This window comes from Georgenia sp. EYE_87 (genome assembly GCF_023148685.1).
Classification (GTDB): domain Bacteria; phylum Actinomycetota; class Actinomycetes; order Actinomycetales; family Actinomycetaceae; genus Georgenia.
In genome coordinates this window covers 164,379-186,756 of the sequence record NZ_JAHXNL010000003.1, presented here as the reverse complement: position 1 = coordinate 186,756, position 22,378 = coordinate 164,379, and the positions used below count along the sequence as shown (strand labels likewise).

At 74.0% G+C, this 22,378-nt stretch carries 21 protein-coding genes; 13 read left to right on the top strand and 8 right to left on the bottom strand.

Features of this window, described 5'->3' with window-relative positions; genetic code table 11:
- Positions 1–137: 137 nt before the first annotated feature.
- The 5 genes from KZX45_RS06585 (at position 138) to KZX45_RS06565 (ending at position 5,220) form a co-directional block, all read left to right on the top strand.
- Positions 138–1,004 (top strand): MurR/RpiR family transcriptional regulator, encoded by an 867-nt coding sequence (locus KZX45_RS06585; protein ID WP_248256927.1) that lies wholly within the window; start codon positions 138–140, stop codon positions 1,002–1,004.
- A gap of 276 nt (positions 1,005–1,280) precedes the next feature.
- Positions 1,281–2,132, top strand: coding sequence for a hypothetical protein (locus KZX45_RS06580; protein WP_248256926.1), 852 nt, complete (start codon positions 1,281–1,283; stop codon positions 2,130–2,132).
- Entirely contained in the window at positions 2,129–3,799 is a 1,671-nt protein-coding gene (locus KZX45_RS06575; RefSeq protein ID WP_248256925.1) for an FAD-dependent oxidoreductase, read from the top strand. The genes KZX45_RS06580 and KZX45_RS06575 overlap by 4 nt, the downstream gene beginning before the upstream one ends.
- A gap of 108 nt (positions 3,800–3,907) precedes the next feature.
- Positions 3,908–4,504, top strand: a complete 597-nt coding sequence (locus KZX45_RS06570) for a hypothetical protein (protein ID WP_248256924.1) — start codon at positions 3,908–3,910, stop codon at positions 4,502–4,504.
- A gap of 11 nt (positions 4,505–4,515) precedes the next feature.
- Positions 4,516–5,220: a PspA/IM30 family protein gene (locus KZX45_RS06565; RefSeq protein WP_248256923.1), complete on the top strand. Its 705-nt coding sequence runs from the start codon at positions 4,516–4,518 to the stop codon at positions 5,218–5,220.
- 39 nt (positions 5,221–5,259) lie between these two features.
- On the opposite strand, the gene trxA is transcribed toward KZX45_RS06565, so the two are convergent.
- Genes trxA through KZX45_RS06550 form a run of 3 tightly spaced genes read right to left on the bottom strand, consistent with a single transcriptional unit; the run spans position 5,260 to position 6,787 of the window.
- The gene (gene trxA, locus KZX45_RS06560; RefSeq protein WP_248256922.1) at positions 5,260–5,583 is read right to left on the bottom strand and encodes a thioredoxin; all 324 of its coding nucleotides are present in this window, start codon (positions 5,581–5,583) and stop codon (positions 5,260–5,262) included.
- 49 nt (positions 5,584–5,632) lie between these two features.
- The gene (locus tag KZX45_RS06555) at positions 5,633–6,043 is read right to left on the bottom strand and encodes an arsenate reductase ArsC (protein WP_248256921.1); all 411 of its coding nucleotides are present in this window, start codon (positions 6,041–6,043) and stop codon (positions 5,633–5,635) included.
- 15 nt (positions 6,044–6,058) lie between these two features.
- A complete protein-coding gene (locus KZX45_RS06550) occupies positions 6,059–6,787 on the bottom strand; it encodes an ArsR family transcriptional regulator (RefSeq protein WP_248256920.1) in 729 nt (242 codons plus the stop codon).
- Positions 6,788–6,833: 46 nt separating this feature from the next.
- On the opposite strand from KZX45_RS06550, the gene KZX45_RS06545 reads away from it, so the two are divergent.
- The 3 genes from KZX45_RS06545 to arsA all read left to right on the top strand — a co-directional run bounded on the left by KZX45_RS06545 (position 6,834) and on the right by arsA (position 9,898).
- Positions 6,834–7,586 carry an aquaporin gene (locus KZX45_RS06545; RefSeq protein WP_248256919.1) on the top strand — a complete coding sequence of 251 codons (753 nt, stop codon included), beginning with the start codon at positions 6,834–6,836 and terminating at the stop codon, positions 7,584–7,586.
- Positions 7,587–7,674: 88 nt separating this feature from the next.
- On the top strand, positions 7,675–8,091 hold the full coding sequence (arsD, locus tag KZX45_RS06540) for an arsenite efflux transporter metallochaperone ArsD (RefSeq protein WP_248256918.1): 417 nt from the start codon (positions 7,675–7,677) through the stop codon (positions 8,089–8,091).
- A gap of 16 nt (positions 8,092–8,107) precedes the next feature.
- On the top strand, positions 8,108–9,898 hold the full coding sequence (arsA, locus tag KZX45_RS06535) for an arsenical pump-driving ATPase (RefSeq protein WP_248256917.1): 1,791 nt from the start codon (positions 8,108–8,110) through the stop codon (positions 9,896–9,898).
- 131 nt (positions 9,899–10,029) lie between these two features.
- On the opposite strand, the gene KZX45_RS06530 is transcribed toward arsA, so the two are convergent.
- The gene (locus KZX45_RS06530; RefSeq protein WP_248256916.1) at positions 10,030–11,427 is read right to left on the bottom strand and encodes an FAD-dependent oxidoreductase; all 1,398 of its coding nucleotides are present in this window, start codon (positions 11,425–11,427) and stop codon (positions 10,030–10,032) included.
- 126 nt (positions 11,428–11,553) lie between these two features.
- Between KZX45_RS06530 and KZX45_RS06525 the strand changes: the two genes are divergently transcribed.
- A complete protein-coding gene (locus tag KZX45_RS06525) occupies positions 11,554–12,072 on the top strand; it encodes a GNAT family N-acetyltransferase (protein ID WP_248256915.1) in 519 nt (172 codons plus the stop codon).
- A 16-nt stretch (positions 12,073–12,088) separates the two neighbouring features.
- On the opposite strand, the gene KZX45_RS06520 is transcribed toward KZX45_RS06525, so the two are convergent.
- The 3 genes from KZX45_RS06520 to KZX45_RS06510 are packed head-to-tail and all read right to left on the bottom strand — an operon-like array spanning position 12,089 to position 14,159.
- The gene (locus KZX45_RS06520) at positions 12,089–12,811 is read right to left on the bottom strand and encodes an alpha/beta fold hydrolase (protein WP_248256914.1); all 723 of its coding nucleotides are present in this window, start codon (positions 12,809–12,811) and stop codon (positions 12,089–12,091) included.
- A gap of 47 nt (positions 12,812–12,858) precedes the next feature.
- On the bottom strand, positions 12,859–13,368 hold the full coding sequence (locus KZX45_RS06515; protein ID WP_248256913.1) for an SIR2 family protein: 510 nt from the start codon (positions 13,366–13,368) through the stop codon (positions 12,859–12,861).
- Positions 13,365–14,159: an SIR2 family protein gene (locus tag KZX45_RS06510; protein ID WP_248256912.1), complete on the bottom strand. Its 795-nt coding sequence runs from the start codon at positions 14,157–14,159 to the stop codon at positions 13,365–13,367. Before KZX45_RS06510 ends, KZX45_RS06515 begins: the two co-directional genes overlap by 4 nt.
- A gap of 310 nt (positions 14,160–14,469) precedes the next feature.
- Between KZX45_RS06510 and KZX45_RS06505 the strand changes: the two genes are divergently transcribed.
- On the top strand, positions 14,470–15,483 hold the full coding sequence (locus tag KZX45_RS06505; protein ID WP_248256911.1) for a metallophosphoesterase: 1,014 nt from the start codon (positions 14,470–14,472) through the stop codon (positions 15,481–15,483).
- Positions 15,484–15,761: 278 nt separating this feature from the next.
- Here the strand turns inward: KZX45_RS06505 and KZX45_RS06500 are convergent, their stop codons facing one another.
- Complete coding sequence (locus KZX45_RS06500; protein WP_248256910.1) at positions 15,762–16,304, bottom strand: DoxX family protein; 543 nt, start codon at positions 16,302–16,304, stop codon at positions 15,762–15,764.
- Between the two features lie 361 nt (positions 16,305–16,665).
- Here KZX45_RS06500 and KZX45_RS06495 point away from each other — a divergent pair, with 361 nt between their 5' ends.
- From KZX45_RS06495 to KZX45_RS06485, 3 genes are all read left to right on the top strand, one after another.
- Positions 16,666–18,627, top strand: a complete 1,962-nt coding sequence (locus KZX45_RS06495; protein WP_248256909.1) for a glycoside hydrolase family 3 protein — start codon at positions 16,666–16,668, stop codon at positions 18,625–18,627.
- 212 nt (positions 18,628–18,839) lie between these two features.
- The gene (locus KZX45_RS06490) at positions 18,840–20,210 is read left to right on the top strand and encodes an exo-beta-N-acetylmuramidase NamZ domain-containing protein (RefSeq protein ID WP_248256908.1); all 1,371 of its coding nucleotides are present in this window, start codon (positions 18,840–18,842) and stop codon (positions 20,208–20,210) included.
- A gap of 202 nt (positions 20,211–20,412) precedes the next feature.
- A complete protein-coding gene (locus tag KZX45_RS06485) occupies positions 20,413–22,230 on the top strand; it encodes a serine hydrolase domain-containing protein (RefSeq protein ID WP_248256907.1) in 1,818 nt (605 codons plus the stop codon).
- The last annotated feature ends 148 nt before the right edge of the window (positions 22,231–22,378 follow it).

The following is a 22,378-nucleotide window of genomic DNA, read 5'->3' as shown; positions in this document are numbered from 1 at the left end:
CGTGACGGCGATGTCAGCAGGGACGTTTCCCCGAACGGGCTGCGATGTCAAGAGTTTCCATGAGAATGTAACCTGAGTTCACTGGTTTACATGGCGGGCGTGCAGCGTGGAGGCTCACGTCGCCCCGAGGAGGTCCCATGACCGAGGCACCGACCGTCGGCCTCGTCAGCCGCGTCCGCGGGATGCTCCCCGAGCTGCGCCCCGCCGAGCGGCGCGTCGGCGAGGCCGTGGTGGCCGACCCCCTGCTCGTCGCCCGCGAGTCCGTGACCTCGCTCGCCGAGCGGTGCCGGACGTCCCCGCCGACGGTCGTGCGGTTCGCCCAGCACATGGGCTTCTCCGGCTTCCCCGAGCTCAAGCTCGCCCTCGCGACCGCGGCGGGCATCGAGGAGGGCCGCAGCTCTCGCGCCCCGCTGTCGGGCGAGATGGATCCGAGCGACACCCTCGCCGACATCGTCGCCAAGATCGGCTACGCCGACTCCCGCGCCGTCGAGAGCACCACCGCTGGCCTGGACGTCGCGGTGCTGGAGAAGGTCGTCGACGCGCTCGTGGGCGCCCGGCACATCGACATCTTCGGCATCGGCGCGTCGGGCCTGACCGCCTCCGACCTCGGCCAGAAGCTCTCCCGGCTCGGGCTGGCGGTCAACGTCGCGACCGACCGGCACGCCGCCATGACCCTCGCCTCGCTCCGCGGCCCCGAGGACGTGGTCTTCTCCGTCTCCCACTCCGGGGCGACGTCGGACGTGATCGAGCCGCTCCGGGTCGCCGGCCAGGGCGGCGCCCGGACGGTGGCGCTCACGAACCACCCGCGCTCGCCGCTCGCCCGGCGGGCCGACCTCGTGCTGACGACGACGACGCGCGAGACCACCTTCCGCTCCGGCGCCATGGCGAGCCGCATCGCCCAGCTCACGGTGGTGGACTGCGTGTTCGTCGGCGTCGCCGCTCGCGACTTCGAGCGCACCCGCCGGGCGCTGGACGCCAGCTTCAAGGCGGTCGGCGAGCTGTAGCGGCCCCGCAGGGGCGGCGGCCAGCTCGCCCCCGCCTGGCGGCCCGGGCATGACTGCGTCGACGACGACGTGCTGGCCTGCCGTTGAGCGCGTCGGTTCCGCCGGGGACCGGCGGCTGTGCTGAGGGCGTCGTGCTGATCCGCGGTCCCCGACCGGAAATGCGGTGCTCAGGGCCGGTGTCGCGGACGTACCCTTGGACCCGAGGTCGGTGACGAGGCCGGCCGCGGGGGAGTCGCGTTAGCGCGCACGAGATGACGCCGGACGCGGAGGCGTGCCATGACCTCGCGAGGCCGGACCGACCGGCTGCTCCTTCGCACCCGGGTCCTGCTCGCCGTCTTCGCGGTCCTGACCGCGCTCGCCGTCGGCGCCCTGCTCGTCCGCGCGGAGCACACCGCGGAGACCTTCGCCTGGACGATCGACCCGCCCGCCACGGCCGGCTTCCTCGGCGCCGGCTACGCGTCGGGGACGGTGCTGGTGGTCCTGTCCTGGCTCGGCGGCAGCTGGGCGCGCACCCGGGTCCCGCTGGTCACCATCCTCGTGTTCACGGCCCTGACGCTGGTGGCGACCCTCGTCCACCTCGACCGCTTCCACCTCGCCGCCGACGGCGCCCTGCCCCGGTTCGCCGCCTGGTTCTGGCTCGCGGTCTACGTCGTGGTGCCGGTGGGCATGGCGGTGGTGCTGGTGGTGCAGGAGCGTCGCGCCGAGCCGCTCGTGCGACGGCGGGCGCTGCCGGCCTGGCTCCGCGCCCTCCTGGTCGTGGAGGGTCTGGTCCTGCTCGGCGTCGGCGTCGCGCTCTACCTCACCCCGGCGACGGCGGAGGTGCTCTGGCCCTGGACCCTCACCCCGCTGACGGCCCGGGCGGTCGGGTCGTGGCTGGCCGCGTACGGCTTCGCGGCGTTCCTGCTGGTGCGGGCCGGGGACCTGGACCTGCTGCGGGTGCCCGCCGTCGCCTACGCCGTCCTGGGCGTCCTGCAGCTGCTGGTGGCGGGGCGGTTCGCCGAGGACGTGCGGTGGCAGTCGCCGTCGGCCGCCGGCTTCCTCGTCATGGCGACGGCGGTCGCCGTCACGGGCGCCGCCGCCTTCGTGGCGACCGAGGCCAGCCGGACCCCCGTCCGAGAGACGCCGTGACCGTGGACCGGCCCGCGATCGTCCTGCTCAGCCGCGATCCCGGCATGCGCGCGCTGGTGCAGCGGGCGCTAAGACGCCGGTACGACAACGACTACGACGTGCGCGTGCACGGCGACGTCGCGTCCACGCGGGAGACGCTGGACCGGCTGCGGGCGGACGAGGTCCCCGTCGCGCTGCTCATGGTCGGCTACGGCGCGGCCGAGCCGGACGGGCTGAGCGTGCTCGAGCAGCTGCCGGTCGAACGCACGGCGCTGCGCGTGTCCGCGGTGCGCTGGGGCGACTGGAGCACCGCCCGGCCGATCTTCGACGCGATCGGCATGGGCCGCGTGGACCGGTGGCTCACCTGCCCCGAGCTGGAGTCGGACGAGGAGTTCCACCGCACCGTCAGCGAGTTCCTCGACGAGGCCGCCAGTCGGCGCGGCACCTCGTTCGAGGCGGTGCGCCTGGTCGGGCAGCGCTGGGACCGCCGCACCCAGCAGCTGCGCGACATGTTCGACCGCAACCACATCCCGACCGGCTTCTACGACGTCGCGAAGCCGGACGGTCGCGCCATCCTCCTGGGCGCCGGGGTGAGCGACCCCGCGCTGCCGGTCGTGCTGCTGCACTTCCGTCGCGACGCCACCGTGCTGCAGAACCCGAGCGACATCCAGATCGCCGACGCCTTCGGCCTCTTTGAGCCGGTGCGCCAGGACGAGGAGTTCGACGTGACGATCGTCGGCGCCGGCCCGGCCGGGCTCGGCGCGGCGGTGTACGCGGCGTCGGAGGGGCTGCGCACGATCGTGCTCGAGACCGAGGCGGTGGGCGGGCAGGCGGGCACGTCGTCGCTCATCCGCAACTACCTGGGCTTCCCGAGCGGGATCTCGGGGAGCCGGCTGGCGTTCCGCGCGTACGAGCAGGCGTGGACCTTCGGGGCGAGGTTTCACTTCATGCGCGCCGCCACCGCGCTCGCCGCGTCCGGCAACCACATCTCCGTGCGGCTCAGCGACAACTCCTCCGTGCGCAGCTCGACGGTGGTCGTCGCCACCGGGGCCGCCTACCGGCGCCTCGGGGTGCCCGAGCTCGAGGCGCTGACGGGGCGGGGCGTGTTCTACGGGGCGACGGTCTCGGAGGCGCCGTCCACGCGCGGGAAGCAGGTGTACGTGGCCGGGGGCGGCAACTCCGCCGGGCAGGCGGCGGTGCACCTGGCGCGCTACGCCGACCAGGTCACCGTGCTGGTGCGGCGCGCCACCCTCGCCGAGACGATGTCCGAGTACCTGATCCGGGAGATCGAGGCGGCGCCGAACATCGCCGTGCGCTACCGCACCGAGGTGGTGGGCGGGACGGGGACGGAGTTCGTCGAGTCCCTGCGGCTGCGCGACGTCGACACCGGCCGGGAGGTGGACGTGCCCGGCATCCTCTTCGTGCTCATCGGCGCCGAGCCGCGCTCGCACTGGCTCGGCGAGGAGGTCGCAAAGGACCGTCGGGGCTACGTGCTGACCGGCGCGGACACCCCGCCGCGGTCGGGCCCGCGCGCGGCGGCGCTGCTCGAGACGTCGCTCCCGGGCGTCTTCGCGGCCGGGGACGTGCGCCACGGGTCGGTCAAGCGGGTCGCCTCCGCGGTCGGTGAGGGGGCGCTCGCGGTCAGTCTGGTGCACTCGTACCTGGGCTGGCTCCGAGCGGGCTCCTGAGGCACGCCGCCGGGCGCAGCCACCGTGGAACCCTGGCGGCGCGCCGATCGTCAGAAGTAGTGTGGCGGTGCGGGCCCTGTGCTCCCGCGCGGTGAGGAGTGAGACGAGATGACTGACGCCGAGGCGGACGCCATGGACATCGTCGACGTGCTGGCCCAGGTGGTCCTGGTCGGCGGCGCCGTCATGCTCGTGGTCGGCCTGGCTGCCGTCGGGAGCCTCTGGTACGTGGTGCGCCGGATCCGTCGGTCGCGCCGGCTGCGCCGCGGCGTCGACCGGGGCCGGCTCACCGTCCGCGCCGTCACGGCGGACGACGCCGGACGCCGGCTGGCGAGGATGCGCCTCGAGGTCCAGCGCTCCGTCGACGCGACGGAGCGCGCCATCGGCGCCGCCGAGTCGCAGGGGGCTCCGGTGGGCGCGATGCCCTCGGTCGCCGCCAGCCTCGTGCGCACCGGTCACCAGCTGGACGACGAGCTCCGGCTCGCCGAGATCGAGCCCGACGCCGAGCTCCGGCGGGCGTGGGTCGCGTGGCTGACGGACCAGGTCGCCGAGCACGCGCGCCTGTGCGCCGACCTGCGCCGCTCCGTGTTCAGCGCCACCATGGCCACCGGCCCGAGCCAGCTCACCCGCGCCGGGGACCACCTTGCGCTCGAGGTCGAGGCGCTGCAGGCCTGGGGCACCTCCTACCGCACCCGTCGCGCCGCCTGAGGGGCCTCGCGTTGTCGATCCGCAACCGCCTCGGCCGCATCGCCCGGGCGAACCGCGCCGAACGGGCCGCCCGGAAGCAGGGGCCGGTCGACCCCGTGCAGGCGGTGGAGGCGGCGCAGGCCGAGCAGTTCCGTCGCCTCGACCAGGCCAGCCGCAGCGTCGCCGACCTCGCCGCGAACCGCCGTCGGGTCGAGATCCTCGCCCAGCAGGCCAGCGCCGAGCGGCAGCAGTGGGACCGGCAGGCCGAGGCCGCCGTCGCCATGGGGCACGACGAGGGGGCCCGCGAGTACCTCCGTCGCTCCATCGAGGCCGGCAAGCGCCTCGAGGGTCTCGCGGCCCAGCACCGCTCGATCGACGAGCAGGTGCGCCGACTCGAGCACGACCTCGTCCGCCTCGAGAGGCAGGTCCAGGACTCCTACGTCCGGTTCCAGGCCCTGCGCGCGGACCACGGCGCGGCCCAGGCCGCCCTCCAGATGCGCGAGGCGACCGCCGCGGCCGGCCGGCAGGCGGCGGGCGCGGAGTCCGCGGCCCTCGAGGCCGAGAGGGAGGTGCGCCGCCTCCAGGCCCGTGCTGCCGCCTACGACGAGATCGCCGGCGCCGACCCCGACTCCGCCCAGGTGCGCGAGGCGTTCGACCAGCTGGAGAACGAGGCCGCGGTGCGCACGCAGCTCGACGCGCTCAAGCAGCGCAAGGGCATCGAGCGGCCCGGGAGGTAGAGCGCGGGCCGCTCCCTCGTGCCCGCAGCGGCGATCGCGCTAGAGGTACTCGGCGAGCTCGTCGAGGAACTGCTTCTTCGTCCTCGCGCCGACGAGCGACTTCACGACCTCGCCGCCGGAGTAGAGGTTGAAGGTCGGGATGGACACGACGCCATACCTCGTGACGGTCTCGACGTTCGCGTCGGCGTCGAGCTTGACGAACTTGATCCTGTCGCCGTGCTCGGCCGCGAGCTCCTCGATGATCGGCTCGGTGCGTCGGCACGGGGCGCACCACGTGGCCCAGATGTCGACCAGCACGGGCGTGCCTGACTGCAGCACCTCGGCGTCGAACGTGGCGTCGGTGACCGCGGGGACGTTGCTCATGCTCGCTCCTTCGGGTGTGGTGGTGGGACGCAGTCGGCGCGAGCCGCGGTCAGGCCTTCGCGGGCAGGAGGCTGGCGATGAGCTTCTCGACGCGGTTCTTGATCTCGTCGCGCACCGGCCGGACGCCGTCGACGCTCCTGCCGGCGGGGTCCTCGAGCTCCCAGTCCTCGTAGCGCTTGCCGGGGAAGATCGGGCAGGCGTCGCCGCAGCCCATGGTGATGACGACGTCGGACTCCTTGACGGCCTCCGTGGTCAGGACCTTGGGCTTCTCCGCGGCGATGTCGATGCCGACCTCGGCCATGGCCTCGACGGCGGCGGGGTTGACCTGGTCCGCCGGGGCGGAGCCGGCCGACCGAACCTCGACGGCGTCGCCGGCGAGGTGGGACAGCCAGGCGGCGGCCATCTGGGACCGGCCGGCGTTGTGGACGCAGACGAACATGACGCTGGGGCGCTCGGACATGGGGTTCTCCTCGGGTCAGCGGGTCGCGGGAGGCGCGACGTCGATCGGGTTGGTGGGCAGGGACAGCCGGGGGGCGAGGTTGCCGACCCGGCGGCCGATCTCCTCGAGGGCTCGGTCGAACGCCTCGGGGGTGCCGGCGAGGATCGGGTCGGGGATGGACCAGTGGACGTCGACGGGGAAGTCGAGCTCCTCGTGCGCGCGGTCGCAGACCGTGATGACGAGATCACCCTCGGCGCGCACGCCGTCGACGTGCTGGGGCCGGCGCTGGGCCAGCTCGAGGTGGTGGCGGCGTGCGCTCTCGACGGCGCCCGGCGCGATCTCCTCGGCCGGGTGGGTGCCGGCCGAGACGGCGGGGATCTCGCTGGTCTGCCGCCACAGGGCGGTCGCCAGGTGCGAGCGGGCGGAGTTCGCGGTGCACACGAACAGCACCCGCGGCACCTGCCGCACCTGACCGGCGGTGAGGTCGGCGAGCGCCCCCGGGACCAGGTGGACGTACGACCGGCGCCTGTCGCCCTCGGACCGGGTGCGCCCGACGATGCCCTCGCGCTCGAGCACCTTGAGGTGGTGAGCGAGCAGGTTCGAGGGCATGCCGATGGCCTCGGCCAGCTCGGACGGCGAGGCGTCGCCGAGGTTGAGCGTGTCGACGATCTGCAGCCGCGCCGGGTCCGCCAGGGCGGCATGGAGCGCCGCTCGGCGCGCCAGCTGCTGGCCGCGTCGCGGGTCGGTGGTTCGCTCGATGTTCATTGCCTCAAGTTTGACTGAGATATCACTCCTCGTCAACCATGGGGCCGTGAACACTTCCGAAGCGGCGCCGCCGCCCTCGTGGGTCCGCCGCCTGGTCGCCGAGCTCGTCGGGACGGCCGGGTTGGTCGCCGTCGTCGTCGGGTCGGGGATCGCCGCGCAGCGGCTCTCCCCGGGCGACGTGGGCCTGCAGCTGCTGCAGAACAGCCTGGCCACCACGCTCGGGCTGGCGGTGCTGATCGTGGTTCTGGGGCCGGTGTCCGGGGCCCACCTGAACCCGGTCGTCTCCCTGGCCGAGTGGGCCGCCGGGCGCCGGGCCGGTGCCGGGCTCGGCCTTCGCGGCGCGGGCGCCTACGTCGCGGCCCAGATCGCCGGGGGCGCCGCCGGTGCCGTGCTCGCGAACCTCATGTTCGAGGTCCCCACCACGGTCGCGACGACGGTGCGGTCGGGCGCCGGGCTGCTGCTCGCCGAGGTCGTGGCCACCGCGGGTCTCGTCCTCGTGATCTTCTCCCTGACCCGCTCCGGCCGGGGAGCCTGGATCGCGCCCGCGGTGGGGGCCTACATCGGCGCGGCGTACTGGTTCACCAGCTCGACGTCGTTCGCGAACCCCGCCGTGACGGTCGGCCGGATGTTCACCGACACCTTCGCCGGGATCGCGCCGGTCTCCGTGCTCCCCTTCGTCCTCGCGCAGCTTCTGGGTGGCGCGGTCGGCGTCCTGGCCGCGCGATTCTTCTTCCCCGCCGGTGTCGTCACCCCCGCGGACCGGCTGCCCGAGCCGGCGGTGGTGTCGCGGACGGACTGAGGTCGGGTGGGACCTTGGTTCCATGAGCCTCGGTGCCGGTCCCGTATGCTCGAATCATCGACAGTCATCGATAAGGAAGTTGGGGTCCATGAGCGCCATCGAGGTTTACGAGCCAGCCATGTGCTGCAGCACCGGGGTCTGCGGCACGGACGTACCGCAGGAGCTGGTGACCTTCACCGCGGACCTGGACTGGCTCCGCTCGCAGGGTGCCGACGTCGCCCGGTACAACCTGGCGAGCGAGCCGACGGCGTTCGCCGGCCGCCCGGCCGTCGTGCAGTTCCTCGAGCTCTCCGGCTCGGCGGGGCTTCCGTTGGTCCTCGTGGACGGCACCGTCGCGATGACCGGGCGCTACCCCGACCGTGATCAGCTCGCGCGCTGGGCCGAGCTGGCCCCGGTGCCGGCCGGGCGCACCGAGCTGGGGCTGACCGCGGCACCGGCCGTCCGCGCCGAGCTCGGGCTCGCCCAGGAGTCCGGTGGCTGCTGCGGCGGCACCGGCTGCTGCTGAGCCGAGGAGACCGACCGTGACCACGCCCTCCTTCCTCGCGGGCGCGCCCCGCTACCTGTTCCTGACCGGCAAGGGTGGCGTGGGCAAGACCTCGGTCGCCTGCGCCGCCGCCATCGCCCTGGCCCGCGACGGCAGGGCGGTCCTGCTGGTCAGCACGGACCCGGCCTCGAACGTCGGCCAGGTCTTCGGCCTCCACGTGGGTAACGCCGTCACCGCCGTGCCCGCGGTGCCGGGGCTCTCCGCCCTCGAGATCAACCCGGACGAGGCGGCCGACGCCTACCGCGAGCGCATCGTCGGACCGGTGCGGAACCTGCTGCCCGCGGCCGAGGTGAGCCTGATCGAGGAGCAGCTCTCCGGGGCCTGTACCACCGAGATCGCCTCCTTCAACGAGTTCACCGGCCTGCTCGCCGGCGATGCCGCGGTCGTCGGGTTCGACCACGTCGTCTTCGACACCGCGCCGACGGGGCACACCATCCGGCTGCTCCAGCTGCCCGGCTCGTGGACCGACTTCCTCAACGAGGGCAAGGGCGACGCCTCCTGCCTCGGCCCGCTCGCCGGGCTCGAGCGTCAGCGGGCCGTCTACGCCGAGGCCGTCGACGCCCTGGCCGACGCCGGCCGCACGCGCCTGGTGCTCGTCACCCGCGCCCAGCGGGCGGCGGTGGAGGAGATCGAGCGCACCAGCGCCGAGCTTGCCGACCTGGGCATGCGCGAGCAGCACGTCGTCGTCAACGCCGTCATGCCCGAGCCGCCGGGCGGGGACGAGCTGGCCGCCGCCGTGCACGGCCGCGAGCAGGCGGTGCTGCGCGACCTGCCCGCCGCCCTCCGTGGCCTCCCGACCGACGTGCTCGAGCTCAAGGGCGAGAACATGGTCGGTCCGGACGCCCTGGGCAGCCTCTTCGAGCCCGGCAGGGTCGGCACCGCCGCGGCCGAGCGCCAGGCCGGGACGCCGCCGGAGCTCCCCGAGGGCGCCGAGAGCCTGGACGCCCTGGTCGAGGAGCTCGCCGCCCAGGGGCACGGCCTGGTCATGCTCATGGGCAAGGGCGGCGTCGGCAAGACCACCGTCGCCGCCGCGCTCGCCGTGGCCCTGGCCGAGCGTGGCCTCCCGGTGCACCTGACCACCACCGATCCCGCCGCGCACCTGACCGAGACCCTGGCCGGCACCGTGGAGAACCTCGAGGTCTCCCGGATCGACCCCGAGGTCGCGACCCGCGCGTACCGCGAGACGGTGCTGCGCACCAAGGGCGCCGCGCTCGACGACGCCGGGCGGGCGGCCCTCGAGGAGGACCTGCGCTCCCCGTGCACCGAGGAGATCGCCGTCTTCCAGGCCTTCTCCCGGGCGGTGAGCGGGGCGCGGCGACGCTTCGTCGTCATCGACACCGCCCCGACCGGGCACACCCTGCTGCTGCTGGACGCCACGGGCTCGTACCACCGCGACGTCGTGCGGCAGCTGGGGCAGCGGTCCTCCATCGTCACCCCGATGATGCGGCTGCAGGACCCGGAGCTGACGAAGGTCGTCGTCGTGACCCTGCCGGAGACCACGCCGGTGCTCGAGGCCGAGGCGCTCCAGGAAGATCTGCGCCGGGCCGGCATCGAGCCCTGGGCGTGGGTGGTCAACAACTCCCTGGCCGCCGCGACCACGACCGACCCGCTGCTGCGCCGCCGCGCCCGGAACGAGTCCGGCGAGATCGCCAGGGTGATGGCCCGCGACTCCTCCCGATGCGCGGTGATCCCGCTTCTCGCGTCCGAGCCGGTCGGCGTCCCGGCGCTGCGGGCGCTCACGGCGTCCCCGGCCCTGGCCGCCCTCTGACCCGTCTCGGCCCCGCGCAGGGCGGGTTGGACGGGTCCCTCGCGGGAGCGGCGCCCCTCGCCCTCGCGGGAGCGGCGCCCCTTGCTCTGGCGAGGTCGGCCGCCCCCCCCGGCGGAGGGGTGCGGTGCTGGCTAGCTGCCCGAGCGGCCGTGCCGAAGGCCGGTCGGGAAACCGATCGTGACCTCCTGCGGCACGGCCGGGCCGCGCCACCCGCCGGAGGTCCTGCCGACGACGGCGTTTCCGTCGACCTCGGGCTGCGGCAGGGCGGACGAGCACACGCCCGTCTCGGGCAGGCTCAGCTCGAGCTTCCCTGCGGCCCGCTCGTCCCCGGCGAGGTGGGCGGCGACGGAGCGCACCTGCTCGTAGCCGGTGGCCAGCAGGAACGTCGGCGCGCGACCGTAGGACTTCATCCCGACGACGAAGAAGCCGGGCTCGGGCTGCGCCAGGGTCTCCGCGCCGTGCGCGGGCACCGTCCCGCAGGAGTGGAACTCCGGGTCGATCAGCGGTGCCAGGCGGCTGGGTGCCTCGAGCCCCGGGTCCAGGTCGAGCCGCAGCTCCCGCAGCATGTCCAGGTCGGGACGGAACCCCGTGGCCCCGGCGACCGCGTCCACGGTCAGCGCGCGGCGGCCCGCCGGGGAGTCGAGCGTGACGGTGACCCGGTCGCCGGCGCTCTCGAACCCGGCGACGGTCACCGACGTGAGCAGCTCGACGTGGCCCGCCTCCACCGCCTCCTGGAGGCGGGCGCCGAGCCGGCCGCGGGCAGGTAGGCCGTCGGCGTCGCCGCCGCCGAAGGCGCGGGTCGCCGAGGTGGCGCGGACCGCCCAGGTGATCCGCGTCCGCGGCGCGGTCCGCGCGAGCTCGACCAGGTTCAGGAGCGTGTTGGCAGCCGAGTGACCGGCGCCCACGACGAGCACGTGCCGGTCGGCAACCCGGTGCCGGTCCGTGCCGAGCACGTCCGGCAGCGGGCCCAGCAGGAACCGTGCCGCCGCCTCCTCGCCGGGGGCCGGGAGGCCGGCCGCCCCGAGTGGGTTGCGCTGCGACCAGGTCCCCGAGGCGTCGAGGACCGCCCGGGCGTGGTGGTCCACGACCCGGCCGTCGACGACGGTGCGGACCAGGAACGGCCGCTGCGCTCGGTCGGTGCCGTGGGTCTTGTCCAGACCCGCGCGGCTGACGGCGACGACCCGGGCGCCGGTGACGATCCGGCCGCGCAGCCGCGGCGTGGCGGCCAGCGGCTCCAGGTAGTCCGCCACCAGCTCGCCGCCCGTCGGCAGCCGCGCGCCCTCGGGCGCCGTCCACCCCGAGGCCTCCAGGAGGCGGCGCGCGGCGGCGTCGACGTCGTACTGCCACGGCGAGAACAGGCGGACTTGCGACCAGTCGCGGATCGCCGCGCCGACGTGCTCTCCGGCCTCGAGCACCAGCGGGTCCAGGCCGCGCTCCAGCAGGTGAGCGGCGGCGGCAAGACCGACGGGGCCGGCGCCGATGACGACGACGGGCAGGGTGTCCACGGAAAGTGCGGGGTGCTGCGGCACGGGTGCCTCCGGGGTGCGTCGGCCGGCAAGCCCGGCCGGGGCGACGTATCGACGATCGTCGATGCCTGGCCCCGAGAATGGATTATCCATCGACGTTTGTCAATCAAATGCGGCATACTCGACGGCATGACCGACGTGCTGACCCTCACGGCGATGCAACCGGTGCACTGGCCGGAGGTGGAGGCCGTCTACGCCGCCGGCATCGCCACCGGGCACGCGACCTTCGAGACGACCACCCCGAGCTGGGCGGCGTTCGACGCCGGGCACCTCGCCGACCACCGGTTCGTCTGCCTCGACCGTAGAGGGGAGGTGCTCGGCTGGGCTGCCGTCAGTCCCGTCTCGGCGCGGGCCGTCTACGCCGGCGTGGTCGAGCACTGCGTCTACGTTGCGCCCGCCGCCCACGGCCGGGGCGTCGGCAGGGCCCTGCTCGACGCGCTCGTCCGTTCCACCGAGGCCGCCGGGATCTGGACCATCCAGTCGAGCGTCTTCCCGGAGAACGTCGCCAGCCTGGCCCTGCACCGCGCCGCTGGATTCCGTCAGGTCGGCGTCCGGCGCCGCGTCGCCCGCATGGCCGCGGGCCCCCTGACGGGGCGGTGGCGCGACACCGTCCTGCTCGAGCGCCGCAGCGCCCTGGTCGGCACCTGACGAGGGTGCCGTCCCGTCACCTCGCTGCGGCGGCGATGACCTGGGCGAGGTCGGCCGGCCTGCTGAACATGGGCCAGTGGCCCGTGGGCAGGTCGACCAGCGTCACGTCCGTCCCCGCCAGCTCGCCCGCCCAGGGGGCGCCCTGGGCGATGGCGTCGCGCAGGACGCCCGCGGGCATCGTCGAGCAGACGACGGTGACGGGCACCCGCTTGCGTCTCTCGTTCGTGAGCCGGACGACGGAGCGCACCACGCCCGCGGGGGTGGGCACGGACCGCTCCCGGACCCTCGCAAGCATGGCGTCGTCCATCCCGTCGTGCGGGGTGTCGTCCGCGGCCAGGTCCTCCCAGGGCGGCAGCGGGTGGTCGACGGCGTCATCGGGCACCTCGATGCCGATGCTCGACCCGTCCGGCACCGGGCCGGCGTCGACGTAGACGACCCGGGCGATCCGCTCGGGCACGGCGTCCCCCACGCCGCTCACCACCGGCGCCCCACCGCTGTGGCCCACCAGGACCACCGGCCCGTCCAGCCCCTCGACGAGCTCGCGCACCGCCCGCACGTGATCCTCGAGCGTCAGCCCGGCCCGGTCCTCCGACCGCGACGCCATCCCCGGCAAGGTCACCGCGTGCGGCACGAGCCCGCTCTCCTCGAGGTGCGGGACGACGTGGTCCCAGGCCCAGCCCCCGAGCCAGTAGCCCGGCACGAGCACGACGTGGACAGGGCCCTTGCTGCGCGGTGTCATGCCGCAAGCCTCGCGCGTGCCACCGACATCGGCACCCGAAACTCCGCTCACCCCCTCGTGGAGCGCCCTCCGGCGCCCGCGTCCGCCCCGAGCCGCCTCAGCTGCGCGCGCAGCCCGGCCCACGCAGCCGCGCCCTCCCCGGGCAGGCGGGAGACCGCGTCGGCCAGCGCGCGGCCCGCCTTCGCCACGTGCCGTTCGTCCGCGGAGAGCATCTGCTCGTAACGCGGGTTTAGCAGGTAGCGGTCGCGGCTGGCCGCGAGCATGGCGAGCAGGTCGAGGAAGATGGCCAGCTCGCGGGCACGCTCGGCGCCGGTGCCGACGTCGGAGGTGGCGAGGTAGCGGAACCGTCCCCGCCAGAGCCGTTCCTGCGCGGGCTTGGGCGACAGGGTGACGACGGTGCCGATGAGGGCGTCGCCGTCGCCGTCGTGGGTGCGCGCGTCGCGGTCCTGGAACCCGGCGACCTCGTGCGCCAGGCGGAGGAAGTTGTCGTCGGTCATCGAGGCGCCCACCACCAGCAGGTGCCGCGTGAGCATGAGCGCCTGCACCACCGAGCTCACGGGCCGTGCGTGGCGTCGTAGGCCACCACGTCGCTGCGGGAGAGGACGATCGACTCGGGGTGGGCGACGTCCCCGTGCATCTTCAGCACCCACGGGCCGCCCGGTTCCACCGGGGCTCCCGGCAGCACCGACACGGGGCGCTGGAACGCGTCCAGCGCCGCCAGCTCGTAGAGGGCGTCGTAGTTGGTCGTCACCGTCTCGGTGCACAGCAGAGCCGCCAGCGCGGCGTGCGCGAGCCCGTAGCGGCCGGCCCCGGCGAGCTCGGACACCACCGCCTCGCCCACCGAGCCGCCGAGCTCGCGGCGGAGCAGCTCGCCGCGGTCCAGCGGCGCGAGGTCGTCGGCGGCCACGCCGGTGCGCCGCTCGAGCCGGCGGAGGAGGCCGTCCCACGAGGGCAGGCCGGCCGCGATGCCGACGCCGGCGCCGAGGAAGAGGGCGAGCTCACCCTGCCGGGCGCGGGCCGCCAGCTCGGCGGCGGCGTCCTGCAGCTCCGGCGAGACGTCGCGCCCGGCGGCCGGGCGGCGTCGCCGGATCTCCTGGAAGGCCGAGTAGTCCGCGGGGTGCTTGGCGACGACGGCGACGTCGAGCGGTGCGCCGTCGACGGCGTCCTGGCAGGTCTGCAGGAGCAGGTCGATGAGCGCCCCGCGCACCGCGTCGAACCCGCCGCCCCCCGTGCCGAGCGCGGGGACGGCGACCAGCGGGTGCGGCCGCCCGTGCTCCGGCTCCAGGCCGGCCTCCGCGATCTCCCGCAGCGCGCCGGCCAGCCGGGCCGCGAGGTCCTGCGCCGCCACGCAGGCGGGGCGCCCGGGGCGCCACACGGCGTCGACGAACCAGGTGGGCGGGCACGGGGAGCCCGCTGCCCCGCCGCGCCCGTAGCCGCGCTCCGCCCACCGCTCGGGGCCGGCGGTTCGCCGCCCTCGTCCACGCGCAGCGCCGCGCGCCAGTCCGGCTCGATGGTGAACTCCGGGTCCGAGGGCACCACGAGCGCGTCGCAGTCGAGGTGCTCCAGGAGGCCCTGCACCACGAACACGTGGCCCGTTCCCATGCGACGAGACTACGAGCAGGGCCCGCGCCCGGCCCCGCGACGGCACCATGGGTGTCATGAAGCAGCGGCGAGGGCTGGTGGCGACCGCCGTCGCGCTCGTCCTCGCCGTGGTCGCGGTGCTCTGGGCTCTGGCGGCGGGTCTGCTCGGCCCGGGTGACCCGGCGCCGGACGACGCCACGCCGGCTGCGCCGTCGGCCCATCCGACCTCGGCGCCCGCCGCGCCCTCGACCACGCCGTCGCGGACCACGGCCACCCCGACAGCGGCGCCCCCCACCGCGCCGCCGACGGCGCCCCCGACCGCGGAGGAGACGCCGGAGGCCCGGCTCGCCGTCGCAGGGGACACGGGCACCGGCGACAAGAAGATCCGCGCCACCGTCGACGCGATGGTGGACGAAGCGAGCGACCAGGGCCCCTACGACGCGCTCGTGCTGCTCGGCGACCTCGTCTACGAGCAGGGCCACGCGTCCAAGGTCGACGAACGGGTGACGGACCCGTTCGCGCCCGTGCTCGACGACGGCACCGAGCTGATCCCGGTGCTCGGGAACCACGACGTCCGCAGGGGCGAGCAGGACGAGATCCTGGCCCTTCTGGGCCGGGACAGCAGCTGGTACGTCGAGGAGGTCGGGCCCGTGCGCGTCGTCGCCCTCGACACCACCCGGCTGGACGAGCCGCGGCAGACCCGGTGGCTCGAGGAGACGCTCGCCGCCGACGTCCCGCCGGGCAGCTGGACGGTCGTGGCCCTGCACCACCCGCCGTTCTCCGCGGGGGACCACGGGTCGGACCTGGACGTGCGCCGGGCGTGGGTGCCGCTCTTCGAGCGGTTCGACGTCCCCCTGGTGCTGGCGGGCCACGACCACGACTACCAGCGGTCGCGGCCGATCGAGGGGGTGACGTACGTCGTCTCCGGTGGCGCCGCCAAGCTGCGGCCGGCCGGGTGGGAGGACTTCACCGAGGTCAGCACGTCCACCCGGCACTACCTGGACCTGGCCGTCTACGACGACCGGATCGTCGGCCGCGCCCTCGACCAGTCCGGGGACGTCCTCGACGAGTTCACAGTGCCGCGGCGGTGACCCGCGGCCGTGGGTCCGGCGTCAGGGCGAGCGCGTGAACATCTCGCTGTGCGCCACGCCGAGTGCGTCGTTGTCCGTCCTGTCGGGCGCCCATAGGCCGGACAACGTCGCACTCGACGCACGAGCCTGCGCGGCCGGTTGCCGAGCGGCACCGGCGCGTGGGCACCAAGAAACCCCGGCCCGCTGGGCCGGGGTTTCTCGGTGGGGGTCTCAGGGGTGGTGCTGGGTGGTGGTGCGTCTGCGGGTTCTCAGGGGTGGTGCGTGGTTGGTGCCGCGGTTCAGCGGAGCCAGCTGTTGCCGACCTTGCCGGCCCACCACTTGCCCAGGCCCCAGGTGTCGCCGGAGAGCGTGACGGCCGCGACGATCAGCAGCATCGCCTCGACCCAGTGGGAGTCGGTGATCGGGTTCGTGCCGCCGAGGGCCAGCGGCAGCTCCGCCAGGTACATGAACAGCATGAGCAGGGAGCCGGTGACCGCGGCGATCTTCAGGCCCGCGCCGGTCATCATCGCGACGCCGATACCCAGCAGGCCGGCCATGAAGAGGACGTCGCCGAAGGGGTTGGCGAACATCTGGAAGAAGCCGGAGAAGGGACCCTCGATGCCCTTGATGAAGCCCTGCGCCGGGGTGCCGCCGTTGATCCAGGCCCGCTCGGCCGGCGTCATGAAGCCCAGGCCGAACAGCTTGTCGATGAAGGCCCAGAAGAAGACCCAGCCGATGACGATGCGGCTGACAGCCAGCGCCTTGCGGGCGGCGCCGGAGGTGACGATCTGCTCCTGGTAGACGGTGGTGCTGGTGGACCGGACACTCTCGGTGGTGGCCATGGTGCTCTCCCTTTTGGGCTGTTTGTGAACGTCTTTGTTGCATCAAGCATCCCGATCCCATATGTCCAGATCTTGGGGCCAACGTCCCGTAGTTCCAGAACTTTGTGTGACGTGAGTCACATACGTGCGCTCGGGGGCGCCCGGTAGGACGGAGCCCAGACGCCGAGCGCGCGTCGCTGCGCGCACTGTCGGTGAAAACGCTTTGCAAGCGATGCACGATCTATGGAAGGTCTTGACGTGCGGAGGGGGTCGTCCTACGGTTCCGGTCAAGACGTGTCCGGGCGAGGCCGCCCGGGTGCAAGGAACTGCCGGGGGACGGTTTTCCGCGCGTCCTCGGGTGGCACACAGCAAGGGGACACCTGTGACTCTGACCCGTTCCACGTCGGCCCGCGCCGGGCTGACCGTACTGGCGGCCGGGGGGATGCTCCTCGCCGCCACGGCACCCGCCCACTCCGTCACCGGCACGACGGCCACGCCGGCCGCCGTTCCCGCCGCGACGGCCCCGGCGGCGACGCCCACCGCCGCCGAGATCGACGCGCTCGTCGAGGACATGACACTCGACGAGCTCATCGGCCAGATGACCTGGACTCACGTCTACGGCTCCTCGGCCCACGACACCTCGATGAAGGCGCAGAACCAGGCCCGCTACGGCGTCGACACCCCCGCTCAGGTCGTGGAGAAGTACGACCTCGGCGGCGTGCTCTACTTCGCCTGGTCCGGCAACACAGCCAACCCGCAGCAGACCGCGGTGCTGTCCAACGGCCTGCAGGAGGCCGCGCTCGGCGACGACGGACCGGGCGTCCCGCTCGCCGTCACCATCGACCAGGAGGGCGGCATCGTCGCCCGGGTCGGGCCGCCCGCGACCGTGCTGCCGGGCAACATGGCGCTCGGCGCCACCTTCGACGCCGACCTCGCCTACAAGCAGGGCCAGATCCTCGGCGAGGAGATGCGCGCCATCGGCGTCAACGTCGACTTCGCCCCGGTCCTGGACCTCAACTCCAACCCGGACAACCCGGTCATCGGCATCCGCTCCATGGGCGAGGACCCCGACACCGTGAGCGAGCTCGGCGTCGCGCAGATCCAGGGCATGCAGGAGCACGTGGCGGCCACGGCCAAGCACTTCCCCGGCCACGGCGACACCAACGTCGACTCCCACTACGGCCTGCCCGTGGTCACCTACGACCGTGCCACCCTGGACGAGCACCTGCAGCCCTTCCAGGCCGCCATCGACGCGGGCGTCGACATGGTCATGACCGCGCACATCATCGTCGAGGCCATCGACCCGACCCTCCCCGGCACCCTCTCGCCCGCCGTCCTGACCGGGCTGCTGCGCGACGAGATGGGCTTCGAGGGGCTGATCACCACCGACGCGCTCGACATGGCGGCGATGGCGGCCAACTGGAGCCAGGAGGAGATCGCCGTGCTGACGATCCAGGCCGGCTCCGACATCCTGCTCAACTCCCCGGACGTCGACGCCTCGTTCGACGGCGTCCGCCAGGCCGTCGCCGACGGCACCCTGACCGAGGAGCGTCTGGAGGAGTCGGTGCGCCGGATCCTCGCCTGGAAGGCCGAGCGCGGCATCCTCGAGGACCCGTTCACCGACGTCGAAGCTGTCGGCGACGTCCTCGGCGACGCCGATCACCTCGCCACCGCGGCCACGATCGCCGACCGCTCCGCCACGCTCCTCCGCAACGAGGAGCGCACGTTGCCGCTGGACGGTGACGAGACCGTCCTCGTCGTCGGCTCCGGCGCCGGCTGGCCCGAGCGCGTGGGGCCGATGCTCGCCGAGCGCGGCGTGGACGTGATCGCGGACTACGAGAACGGCACCTCGCCGTCGGCCGCCTACCGCGCACGCGCCGTCGCCCGCGCCTCCCAGGGGGACGTGGACGCCGTCGTCTTCACCTCCTACAACGCGACCGGGAACACGGCGCAGCAGCAGATGGTCAGGGAGCTGGCCGCCACCGGCGTGCCCGTGATCGTCATCGCCACGCGTAACCCGTACGACATCAGTGTCTTCCCGGACGCCGACGCCGTGGTCAACAGCTACGGCTGGAACCTGGTGAACTTCCAGGGCGTGGTCCGGGTGCTGCTCGGGGACATCAACCCCGCCGGGCGCCTCCCGGTCGACATCCCCACCGCCGACGGCGAGGGCGTCCTGCTCCCGCTCGGGTTCGGCCTGTCCTACGCGGGCGCGCCGCAGCACGCCGGCCCGCCGGAGAACGCCGGGCCGAAGGACGGCTCCGACGCCCCCGAGCACGCAGGCCCGCCGGAGAATGCCGGTCCCGCCGAGGGCAACCAGCACGCCAGCGGCCCCAAGGGCTGACCCGTCGCGCCCCGGCCGGCCGCGGCACCGCGGCCGGCCGGGGCGCGCACCGATCGGGCGGCGCCACCGCCCGGCACCGATCGGGCGGCTCCACGCCCCCGCACCTACCCGGCGGATCCCTCCCCGCCACCCCGGACGACGCCGTCGCGCCCGCGCGGCGGCCACCCCACCCGCCCGCGCCCGCGGGCGGACCATCGAAGGAGAGAGCGGTCATGACGGTACGCAGAACTTCCCGCACGGCGGCACTGGCGCTCGCGGTCTCCGGGGTCGTCGGCGTCAGCGGCGCCCTGGCGGCCACGGACCCCGGCGGCCGGCCGGACACCCCGCCCGGTCTCGACCACGAGCTGGAGCTCGGCGTCGAGGTCCTGCTCGAGGACCAGATCGAGATGCTGGAGGGCAAGCGCGTCGGCCTCATCACCAACCCCACCGGCGTCACCAGCGACCTCACCCACACCATCGACGCGCTCATCGCCGGCGAGGAGGAGGGCGGGTACGACCTCACCGCGCTGTACGGCCCCGAGCACGGCGTGCGCGGCGGCGTCCCCGCCGGCGCCTACGTCGAGAGCTACACCGACGAGCGCACCGGACTGCCGGTGTACTCCCTCTACGGGCCGACGCGGAAGCCGAGCGCCGAGATGCTCGAGGACGTCGACGTCCTGCTCTTCGACATCCAGGACATCGGCGCCCGCTTCTACACCTACATCTGGACGATGTACTACGCGATGGAGGCTGCCGCCGAGCACGGCAAGACCTTCGTGGTGCTCGACCGGCCCAACCCGCTCGGCGACCGGATCGACGGGCCCGTCCTCGACTACCCGGAGATCAGCTCCTTCGTGGGTCTGCGGGAGATCCCGCTGCAGCACGGCCTGACCGTCGGCGAGCTCGCCCTGCTCTTCAACGACGAGTTCCTCGAGACCCCGGCGGACCTGCAGGTGGTCGAGATGGAGGGCTACGACCCCGCCGAGATCGTCAGCGACTGGGACCTGCCCTGGGTACTCCCTTCGCCGAACATCCCCACGCGTGAGACCGCGATCGTCTACCCGGGCACCGGACTCATCGAGTCGATCAACGTCTCCGAGGGCCGCGGCACCACCACGCCGTTCCTGTGGTTCGGGGCGCCGTTCATCGACGAGACCGAGTCCTACGCCCTCGCCCAGGACCTCAACGCCCGCGGCCTCGAGGGCGTGACGTTCCGGCCGATGTCCGCCACGCCGAGCGCCAGCAAGCACTCCGGGCGCTTCTCCGGCGGCGTCCAGATCCACGTCCTGGACGAGGCGGCCTACCAGCCGGTGCCCACCGGCCTGCACGTGCTCGACGCGCTCTTCGAGCACATCGACGAGGTGGACTGGCGCGAGGGTGCCAACTGCCGCACCGCCGAGCAGACGTGCTGGATCGACCAGCTCTCCGGCTCCAAGGACGTGCGCGCCCAGCTCGACGCCGGCGTCGACCCCGACGAGATCGTCGCCGGCTGGGCCGAGGAGCTTGCCGCCTTCGACGAGCTCGCCGAGCAGTACCGCCTCTACGACGGCGGACCGGGCCGGCCCGACCACGCCGGCAAGCCCGGCGAGGGCGCGAAGGGCTGACCCGGCTCCCGACGCCGTAGCTCCGACGCGGCTCGGCTACGACGCCGGAGGTCCGACGCGTCGTCGGGTCCCGCCGTCCCGCCCGTCCTCGTCCCGGCCGCCCGCCGTCGCTCCTCCCGACGGCGGAGCCGCGGCACCCGCCCGACACAGACCGGCCGGCGGTCCCTGACCGCCGGCCCGGTCCAGCCTGCCTGGAGACCTCATGAAGAAGACCCTGACCGCCACCGCCCTCGCGGCCGCCCTCCTGGGGGCCGCCGTCGTCCCCGCCGGAGCCGCGGCCGCCCCGCCCGCCACGACCTCCGCCCCTTCCGCCGTGACCGGCACCCCGCCCGCCACGACCCCCGCCAACGCCGCTGCCGCCGCGGCCGGCTCCGCCGTCGCGACCGCGGCCCCCTGGGACCGCACCACCTCCCCGCCGCGCACCCTCAAGGACGGCAGTGCGAGCCAGGCGGGGCTCGACGCCGAGGCGCTCGCCGCGATCGCCCCGGCGCTCGCCGCAGGTCTGACGGTCGAGCCGAACCCGGCCTATCCCGGAGCCGTGGCGCTGGTGGCCTCCAGGGGGGTCGTCGCCGAGCGCACGGCCGTCGGCCACTCGCTGCGCTGGGCCGACCCGGACACGGAGCTGCCGACGTCGGAGCAGATCGAGATGGGCACCGACACGATGTTCGACCTCGCCTCGATCTCGAAGCTCTTCACCGCTGTCGCGGTCATGCAGCTCGTCGAGTCCGGGGAGGTCGCGCTCGACGACCCGGTCGCCGATCACCTCCCGGCCTTCGCCGCGAACGGCAAGGCCGACGTGACCATCGAGCAGCTGCTCACGCACACCGGCGGACTGCCCGCATGGCTCCCGCTGTACAGCGCCTACCCGGACGTCGAGTCGCGCCTCGCCGCCGTCTACGCCGTGAAGCCCACCTCCGAGCCCGGGACCCGTTACGTCTACAGCGACATCGGGCTCATCACTCTCGGCAAGGTCGTCGAGACGGTGTCCGGCCAGCCGCTGGACGAGTACGTGGGCGCGCAGATCACCGGCCCGCTCGGCATGACCGACACCATGTACAACCCGCCCGCCGAGCTGCTCCCGCGGATCGCCGCGACCGAGTACCAGCCCTGGACCGGCCGCGGCCTGGTCCACGGATCGGTGCACGACGAGAACGCCTGGGCGCTCGACGGGGTGGCCGGCCACGCCGGGGTCTTCTCCACTGCCGACGACCTGGCGGTCTTCGCCCAGATGCTCCTCAACGGCGGACGCTACGGGCAGGCCCAGTTGCTCGAGCCGGCCACCGTCGAGGCGATGATGCAGGACCGCACCGGGGACATCAGCTCCGCCCACCGCGGCCTCGGGCCGGAGCTCGAGGCGTGGTTCTACCACGACGCGCTCACCAGCCCCGGCAGCGCGGGACACACCGGCTACACCGGCACCTCGCTGGTCATCGACCCGTGGACGGAGACCATCGCGATCCTCATGACCAACCGCGTCCACCCGAGCCGCGACTGGAGCAACGTCAACCCGCAGCGCCGCGCCGTCGCCCGCGCCGCGGGTCTCGCCGCCGCCGACCATCGCTTCACCCAGGGGGAGGCGTGGTACTCCGGCACTGGCGACCGGCTGCAGAACACCCTGGCCGTCGACGTCGTCGTTCCCGACGGCGGGGCCGAGCTCGCGCTCGACCTGTGGTTCCACACCGAGGAGACCGACCGCCTCCTCGTCGAGGCCTCCGACGACGGCGGTGCCACCTGGCAGCGCCTGCCCGGCACCCTCGTGGCCGGCCCCGAGGAGCGGGCGAGCGACGGCGTCGTCTCCGGGTTCGGCGAGCACCGCTGGTGGGACGCAACGTTCCAGCTCGACGGCCTGGCGGGGGAGGTGACCGTCCGGCTGAGCTACGTCACCGACGCGCTCTACAGCGGCCAGGGTGTCTACCTCGACCGGGTGCGGGTCGACTCCGCAGACGGGCCGGTCTTCGACGACCGGAAGCCGGCCGACAGGGCGCGCATGGTCGCCGACGGCTGGTCCCTCGCGGACTGACCGGAGCGTGCGCGGCCGGCCCGGGGCAGTATCGCCCGGGGCCGGCCGTGCTCGTTCCGGGGGGGGGGGGGGGGGGGGGGCCCCGGGGCGGGCCGGGCCGGTGTCACGGGTCGTTGACAAGCAAGTCCAGACAGACCTATTGTCGGCG